Below are 8,221 nucleotides of genomic sequence, written 5' to 3' on the forward strand. Positions count from 1 at the left end.
TAAGGGCGTTACAACAGCAGGAAATTGTACGTATTGGCGATCAACAGCCAATCCCCATAACAGCCCGGGTTATTGCTGCAACCAATGTAAAATTATTAGATGCGGTTAAGGCAGGAGATTTCAGGGAAGATCTATATTATCGTCTGGCCGTAATAGAGATTGAAATCCCCCCGCTCAGAGAGCGTCCGGATGATATTGTTACATTAACCAAATTCATAGTACGAAGGCATTGCCATAATCTTGGAATTCCGGTGCCCGCAATTTCCGAGAAACTCCTGGAAGCCATTCAGAGTTATTCCTGGCCAGGAAATGTCCGAGAGTTGGAAAACTTGTGTGAACGTGCGCTGTTACTTACAACCAGCAACGAACTCAATGAGTCACACTTCCCGGAATATGTGGCGAAATGCCCAACAGCAACAAACAGAAACCTCGGTACTATGGTAGAAAATCAAACGCAACTGATTGAGAAGGCTTTGCGAACCCATAATGGCAATATTAGCAAAACCGCAAGAAGCTTAGGTATCGCGAGAAGCACCCTTTACAGGAATATCAAAAAATGCAGTTTGGGTTCTTCAATCTAGATTTGCATTTTGGCTTTCCGCATTTGCCTATTTTGACGCATGAGCCGTGCCAATTCGTTGACCACCAAGGCTGCGATTACCAGCGTGCCACCTTGCAAGGTGTGGACCGAAAGAGGCTCATTAGTCCACAGCCAGGCCCATGTCACACCGAAAATCACTTCAAGCAGTGACAACAGGGAAATTTCCGGAGCAGGCAGCTCCCTGGCCAATCGTACCATCAGAAGGCAGGGCAAAGCCAGCTGTACCACACCAAGCATTCCCAGCAGGCGCAGGTCGTGGACTGATGCCTGAAAAGGCCAGGACAGCGGCGATGTTATTACGGCAGAAAGCACGGCGCCGACCAACACCGCCGGCAGCATGTCCTGGACCGGCTTACCGCCCGGGGTGATTGCCTTCAGCCGGTCCATCCCGACTTTTTGCAGCACGGTGAAATTGACCGCAGTGGCGAACGGTACCCCCATCGCCACCAAGGTACCGATCACTGAGAGGTTGGCCTCCCCTTTTCCCATAAACATCCAGGCAATTCCTAGACCTGCGGCGACTATGGCCAGCCAGGTGGCTGGAGGTAAATTGTGGTGGAGAAAAAATCTGACGAAAAGCGCGGTGATCAGCGGTCCGATTGCCATGGTGATCAACACGTTTGCCACCGACGTCAAGGTCATGGCAACCATGAAAGCAGTGAAACTTGTGGCCCAGCAGATTCCGGAAAGCCAGAGGACAGCTGGAGAGCGAAACAGGCAGCGCCACAGTGCAGGACCGCGAATGATAGTCAGTATCAGGGCGAGAGCCAGCGCGCTAAAAGCACTTCGCCAAAATGTGACTTCAAAACTGGCGTCCGCCTCAAGGTGGCGGGTAACTACCCCTCCCGAAGAAGCGAGCAGAGTGGCCAAAGTCATCAGGCAGACAGCTTGGATATGTGACATATATGGTACCAGAAAAGTAGTATTAATCCGGTGGGCATTTAGGTTAAATTTGTAACTTTAAAATCATTTAAAATCAGACAGTTAGTGTGTGTTGTGGCTGATGAAAAAGCCCGCCGGATTGATAACATGCTATCACCCGTCACCCTGCAAATCTTCTTTAAGAAAATATTATAATTGTTTTTGTAATATCAATCCGAACCTTTCATTATCATCATAATGACACTTATTAGCTGCAATTATTCTAGCTTGTTCATAGAAACTTGCATACTCTTTTTCAGGCACAAAAACTCCACCTGTTGTCCATATGATATGGTTGGCATTTTTCATATTATCTAATAGATTATTCTGTTGAAGATACAAAATACCTTCCTCTGCACCACATAGCATTCTTGGGCCAAGATATCCAGCCGCCGCAGAAGGTTCCACAGAAATACCTTCCTCATTCTTTAAATCATACAACCCAAGAAGCAAATCTTCGTCTGTCACGGTGTAGCATCCTGATAAAATTTCAGCAATGAGCGATCCCACGAGCCTGGAAGCTTTACCAACAGCAAGGCCGTCTGCTTCTGTATTGATCATCAATCCAAACTTGTCCACTGATGGAAAATCTTCGAAGTTATGCAGCATTGCAAGTGTCATGCAAGGTGCCTCAATCGGCTCAGCAAAGAAACAATGAACATTATCACCAAAATATTGCTTTAGCCCGAATGTAATTCCTCCAGGAGCTCCTCCAACTCCACAAGGCAGGTAAACAAATAGAGGGTGGTCGTCATCTACTTTGATCCCGTTTTCAGATAGTTGTTTACCCAATCTAATTGCAGAAACGCTGTAACCCAAAAACAGTTGTTCGGAATTCTCATCATCAACAAAATACACTTTATCGTCTCGTAATGCCATGTCACGTCCAGCTTGAACAGCCCCGCAATAATCCGATTTGTGCTCAACCACAGTAACACCACATTTTCTCAATCGCTCTTTTTTCCACTCTTTGGCTTCAGAGGACATGTGAACGCAAGTATTAAAGCCTAATGCGCTTGCCATAACACCGATACTAAGGCCGAGATTACCAGTACTGCCTACCGCAACGGTATACTGCCCAAGTACTTTCTTTATGGCTGGGGTATTAAAAACAGAATAGTCATCAGATTCTTTTAGTAATCCTAAGTTTATTGCCAAGTTTTCGGCATGCACCAACACTTCATAGATACCTCCACGAGCTTTAATCGATCCAGCAACAGGTAATGTGTGATCACACTTAAGCCAAAAGTTTCCCTTTTGGCAGCGAGGAGAAAGTGATTTTGGCTCTTTTCTCATTTCAACAAGGGGAGACTCTATTATTCCTGCAGTGGACTCAAGTTCAGGAAACAACTGGGCGAGCAATGGCGCAAATCTTTGCATCAGGTTTTCCACTCTTTGAATATCTTTGGTATTAAATGCCTGACACATCAGTTTCTCCCCAAAAGGGATCAGTTTTGTATTTAAAAAAAAATCACTTTCTTTTTTTCTAATTTTAGCGATCCTATTTTTGGTGTCTAATATTACTCTATTGCTGATCATTATTCATTCTCCTAACCATATATTTACACATAATAATAAGCCAGTAAAATTCATCTCTTCTGTTTCCACGGCAAGGAAGATAACAATAAATGGTATCCAGGAACTCTCAGCAATTGCCAAGTTGTTTATACAAAAACACATCCAATAACAAAAATCGCCAAGATCGCAAATCTTCGCAGGTTCTGTTAGGCCGCTTCACATTTGCGATTAACGTGATTGGATCTATTTGCGCCATAAGCATGAAACAACCTCCAACGCTCAGCGTTGATTGGCCTCCAATCCCAAACGTTGTAGCAACAGGTCCAAAGCATTTACGAACGGATCAAATGCCTTGTGTCTCTTTAATTCACGTAAGGCCTGGTCATTCAAGCCTCCGAAAGTTGCGGCTTCCGCTGATAATTCATCAAGGGTTGCTTCATGCTTCATAGCCTGATAATTTAATACGTCAAACATACCTAGAGTGTATTGAATGGCGATGTCCTTATCGATTCCCGCTGAAGCAGCCCAACCGCTTAACGCATTTACCAGTGAATAGTAAGGAGCAATGAGTCCGGTAATTGCAGAAAGAATTATCAAATCACTTTCGCTTTCTACTGGTATTGCTCGTGCGGTGCGGGCGAACAACTCAGCAACCGTATCATTATCAGGATAATATATTAATGGCCCGACCTGATAAGCGATGGACGGTAGTGGTACCGCACGAATGAGAATCTTGGCAGGGGCAACATATTCTCCAATTTCCTTAGTTGGCCTGATGGCAATAACGGAAATTACTAAGAGGTCCTCGCGAAAATTAAGTGGAAGCAATACCTGTGGTGCTATTTGTGGAATAACACATAGGAAAACACAATCTACCCGGTCCAACAGGTCTTGGTTATCCAGAGCAATTTCAACCTGTTTGTGATGTTTAGCAATCGACAAACATTTCGCTTCATCTACATCATAAATTAAAATTTTCCCCGGCGGTGTAGGACACGTACATAAACCTGTTATTATAGCTTTGCCGATGTTCCCAACACCTATAAAACCAAGATTCATTCATAGCCTCCTTTGAAGAAAGATATTTACCTCACGTTGACAATACCCCTGCCTCTACCAACATGCATTTGAGTTCAGCGATGTTTTTTTCGGCAAGAGGCAAGAAAGGTCTTCGTGGAATTCCCCCGCTATGTCTGAGAAGATTCAAGCCCGATTTAACTTTGGCAAGTAAATCACCTGCCTCGAGGTAATTTAAAAAAACTAAAAGTTCGAAGTAACATTGTTTCGCTTCCTTATATTTGCCATCTTGTGCCAAATTAAATAGCTTGGCACATTTTGCCGGCAAAAGATTCGCTGTCGGGCATACCCAACCTCCGCAATCCATAAGAAAACATTCATAGGCAAGATCTTCCCAGCCGCACCAAACATCAATATCGTTTCCACACAAGCGCTGGATTTCATGCACCCGGCGAATGTCTCCGGTACTTTCTTTTATATATTTGATATTCGGACTTCCTGCGATTTTGGCAACGGTTTCGGGCAATATATCAACGCCACTGTACCAAGGATTATTGTAAATCATGATCGAGATATCTGTATTTTCTCCTATTGCTTTAAAATGTTCATAAAGTTCATCTTGGTTTGGCAGTCCATAAAATGGACTTACAATCAAAGCTGCATCAGCACCAGCATGCTGTGCATATTGAGTCAACTCAATCGTTTTCTTGGTTGTATTCGCAGCAGTACCAGCCATCACTGGCACTCGGCCTCCAGCTTGGTCAACAGTCACGTCAATACAGCGGTGAATTTCCTCAATGTCCATATTGGCGAACTCACTTGTACTACCAGTACAGATCAACCCATGGATACCCTCAGCAATATACCAATCTATGTTTGATCGGAAACCTTGTTCATCAAATCGTCCATCTTCAGTAAATGGAGTAACCATAACCACCATGGTTCCTTTAAGTTCTTTCATATCACTACTCCCATGTTAAATTTATTTAATAGAATAAAACTCATGCATCGCCAAAGAGAGCCGGATTTAGATTATTCACTGCCTTAGCTTGCAAGGTCACGTAACACTCAACGTATGTACAACTATTTCAATGATGCCGACAGGGGCGTCGAGAATAATTTTGGTTGGTGACTCTTCTAACTGGACCATTTCGCATTCAACCAATGTGGTAGATACTCCTGTCGTATCATGCCTACACTTGATCAAAATACCCTCCTGTTTTAATAAAAATTATGCCAAAATCGGCTTGCGCCGATGACGATTGGGTCAAGGATATTCCTGACATAACATTGGGATCACTTGGTTCTTATATATAAGATAAGTCCTGAGCTATTGATAATCCGCCAATTCCAACTCACTTAATTTCTCTCGGGAAGGAGTTCCCGTTTTTATATCCCACCCCCTAGCAATGTAGTATTCGTCCAGAAGCGCTTCGTAATTGCTGATCACACAATCTTGATTACCTTCATAGGGACCAAACTCTGGTCCAGCCAAAAGTCTATCGGGCAACATGTCATCTTCCCGGCTAAATCCTTCCCGAATATTGAACAAGCGTTGGAGATTAACCACACGTTCACCTAGTCGGACCAGTTCATACCCATCAACATCCCACCCGGTGCTTGCTTGCAGAATGTTTGCCCAGTGTTCGGGAGTAATACCAGCATAACTCATAAACTTACAGGTACTGAGAATATCAGGAAGGATCATCCCGTTCTGCAATATAGCGCAATCCTTTCCTTTTCCCGCTTCATCCCAACGATCCAAAATCTTAGGGTTTCGAGCACCGTAATGACCCATGCCCCAGTCAAGTTTGCCTCTGTCATACGCCATTCCTTCCAGAGGATGGATGTGGCACATACCGCGATTGGCCGTTCCATATGCTATTCCAAGCAATTTTCCAGAACGTGGATCATGGGCAGGACCTTCAAGCCCTTTTACATGAATAGCGAGTTTTTGAGCACCATTCCCTATTCTCTCAGCGGCTCTTTTAACACCATTTGCAAGCAGATCTCCGATACCGTCCCTAAAAGCTATCTTTTCTAGCAGTTGAGGCATGATAGAAGAATTTTCCCATCGTAGATCAAGCCCCTCAGTGTCAATATCAGTCAAAAGACCATGTTCAGAGCAATCCATGAGAAATGCGATCATCGCGCCTGCGGATATTGTATCAATCCCCCATTTGTTGCAGAGATAGTCACAGTACACAGCAAGATCCATATCGTCATTCACGGTGTACGAAGTAAATACGGTTAGAGATTCATACTCTCCGCCTTCATGTACTGGAGTTTTATAAGGGCCGTCTTTAACTTCGCATATCCGTCCGCAACCAATAGGGCATCCTTTGTAACACTGACTGGGGTGCACCAGATTTGATTCCTGAAAATGATCAAACAATTTTGCGCCATTGCCCCAGCTGTTTGATCGCCAGTTCTTTGTCGGCCAGTCCCCATCCTGATCGTTTGCAGCCAAATCTCCCACGGTGCCGAATTCGTTGAGGCCAGCACACAATTCATTTGATTTAACCGTAGAAAGCGCCTCTTTTACAGCTTTCTGATAAGCTGTTTGATCAGCTTTTTTAATTTTCAGATCTCCACAAACAGCAATAGCAAGTAAATTTTTGGATCCCATGACAGCGCCGCCGCCGCAACGACCCGCTGCTCGATCCCGGCTCATAACAGAAGCAAAAAGAACTCGATGCTCTCCAGCTTGGCCGATGGTCATGACAGATTTGTTTTTGATCTCAGCCGGCAAGCGAGCTTCGGCCCAATCTGTTTTTTCATATACGTCCTTCCCAACAATATCAGTAGCATCCCTTAATAATGCAGTCCCGTTAATTATCTCAAGGAACACCGGGCCATCTGATTTGCCCTCTATAACGACAAAATCGAAACCGGCCCTTCTAAGATTAGGCCCAAAATCACTTCCACACCTAGTTTCACCCCATCCATTAGTCAGTGGGGACTTGAAACATAAAATGACACTCCCCCCACCAGTAACCGGATTTTCCGATAATGGGCTAGTCGCAAAAACAATTTTGTTTTCGGGCCCGAGTGGATCAATACCAGGGCCTATTTCTTTGTAAAGGAGGTCAGCCGCATAACCTGCACCGCCAACAAATTTACGAAGTGTATCTTTATCTAGAGACTCCTTCGTACACACTCCAGAACTCAGATCAACACGTAATAAAAATCCAGCATATCCATTCATGAACACCTCCTTTATCCGCCTACTAAATAACGTCTTAATTCAATTTTCTGACCATCATGTAGCTGAGTAGCATCATCTTTAATGAGTTCGCCATTTGACCAAAGTAATACCGGTCCTCTGAATCTGCTTTTCTCTCGATTCCAAATGGCATCAGCCAATTTATCTCCTAGTGATACGCCGACCTCGTTGAACAAGTCAGCAAGCGTCGCAGACTCCCGCAAGGTGATTTCAATACGAGGTAGAGGGAAATAATTTTTCATAATCCCAATAGGTTCAATGTTTACTTTCAATAATCCCTCCAACTGTAACTTTCTAATTCGCGATGTTCATATTTAGCCAAAATGATGCAACCAGAATCATTTTATACAAATTTTATGCCAAAACCCACCCCTCCCTGTAAATAAACTACCTATCATATTGAAATAAATATCTATATTTTGTCGTTTTCTAGTTTTGCAAATAATTTATCGAATCATCTTCCTAGCAGTTTATTGCATAATGGTACAGTATATGATAATTTCGTCTATATGGTGTAGCGAATCAAGACACTATCGTGAGCAACATGTTGTATTCCGACCAATAAAGACACGTTTTCCCTGTAGCTATTTGCAACACTATCAATAGGGGTTTTCAATGCCGTCTTAACTACCAATTAATGAGGTTCATCCGGCAAACGAGTACCCAAGGACTGTCTTGGTTTGAATAATAGACATGACATGATGAAGGTTGATATGACCGCCAAATCACTCAACCACTCCAGTGCAAAGCTGGCCTCGTGGCAAAAACAGTGCCTTGATCAATGGTCTCCCCTTGGTAAGTTTTCACACAGTAACATACCGTTTTTTTGAGGACGTCAAGTCCTATGTAATGAATGGTTTCCATGTGTTCCTCCTGATGAGTCTGACTTGTGACTGCCGACTTTTACCCTATAGTTCATTATGAACGTTTGGCCTGTA

Annotated in this window: 7 protein-coding genes and 1 pseudogene; 1 reads left to right on the forward strand and 7 read right to left on the reverse strand. The window is 43.7% G+C overall.

Features of this window, described 5'->3' with window-relative positions:
* Positions 1-581, forward strand: a 581-nt coding sequence (locus BLQ17_RS21135) for an AAA-type ATPase lid domain-containing protein (protein ID WP_143005596.1), incomplete at its 5' end; no start/stop codon positions are given.
* Here the strand turns inward: BLQ17_RS21135 and BLQ17_RS21140 are convergent.
* The 7 genes and pseudogenes from BLQ17_RS21140 to BLQ17_RS21165 form a co-directional block, all read right to left on the reverse strand.
* A complete protein-coding gene (locus BLQ17_RS21140; RefSeq protein WP_092226170.1) occupies positions 578-1,504 on the reverse strand; it encodes a DMT family transporter in 927 nt (308 codons plus the stop codon). The genes BLQ17_RS21135 and BLQ17_RS21140 overlap by 4 nt on opposite strands.
* Positions 1,505-1,672: 168 nt before the next feature.
* A complete protein-coding gene (locus tag BLQ17_RS21145; RefSeq protein WP_092226173.1) occupies positions 1,673-3,061 on the reverse strand; it encodes a D-serine ammonia-lyase in 1,389 nt (462 codons plus the stop codon).
* A gap of 258 nt (positions 3,062-3,319) precedes the next feature.
* Positions 3,320-4,099, reverse strand: a complete 780-nt coding sequence (locus tag BLQ17_RS21150; RefSeq protein ID WP_092226176.1) for an NAD(P)-binding domain-containing protein — start codon at positions 4,097-4,099, stop codon at positions 3,320-3,322.
* A gap of 31 nt (positions 4,100-4,130) precedes the next feature.
* Positions 4,131-5,018 (reverse strand): dihydrodipicolinate synthase family protein, encoded by an 888-nt coding sequence (locus tag BLQ17_RS21155; protein ID WP_092226178.1) that lies wholly within the window; start codon positions 5,016-5,018, stop codon positions 4,131-4,133.
* A 96-nt stretch (positions 5,019-5,114) separates the two neighbouring features.
* A pseudogene (locus BLQ17_RS23795) lies at positions 5,115-5,273 on the reverse strand (hypothetical protein); the annotation flags it as partial.
* A 114-nt stretch (positions 5,274-5,387) separates the two neighbouring features.
* On the reverse strand, positions 5,388-7,265 hold the full coding sequence (locus BLQ17_RS21160; RefSeq protein WP_092226180.1) for an aldehyde ferredoxin oxidoreductase family protein: 1,878 nt from the start codon (positions 7,263-7,265) through the stop codon (positions 5,388-5,390).
* An 11-nt stretch (positions 7,266-7,276) separates the two neighbouring features.
* Positions 7,277-7,555: a hypothetical protein gene (locus tag BLQ17_RS21165; protein WP_092226182.1), complete on the reverse strand. Its 279-nt coding sequence runs from the start codon at positions 7,553-7,555 to the stop codon at positions 7,277-7,279.
* Between the last annotated feature and the right edge of the window lie 666 nt (positions 7,556-8,221).

Origin of the sequence: Desulforhopalus singaporensis (genome assembly GCF_900104445.1) — a bacterium.
GTDB lineage: Bacteria > Desulfobacterota > Desulfobulbia > Desulfobulbales > Desulfocapsaceae > Desulforhopalus_A > Desulforhopalus_A singaporensis.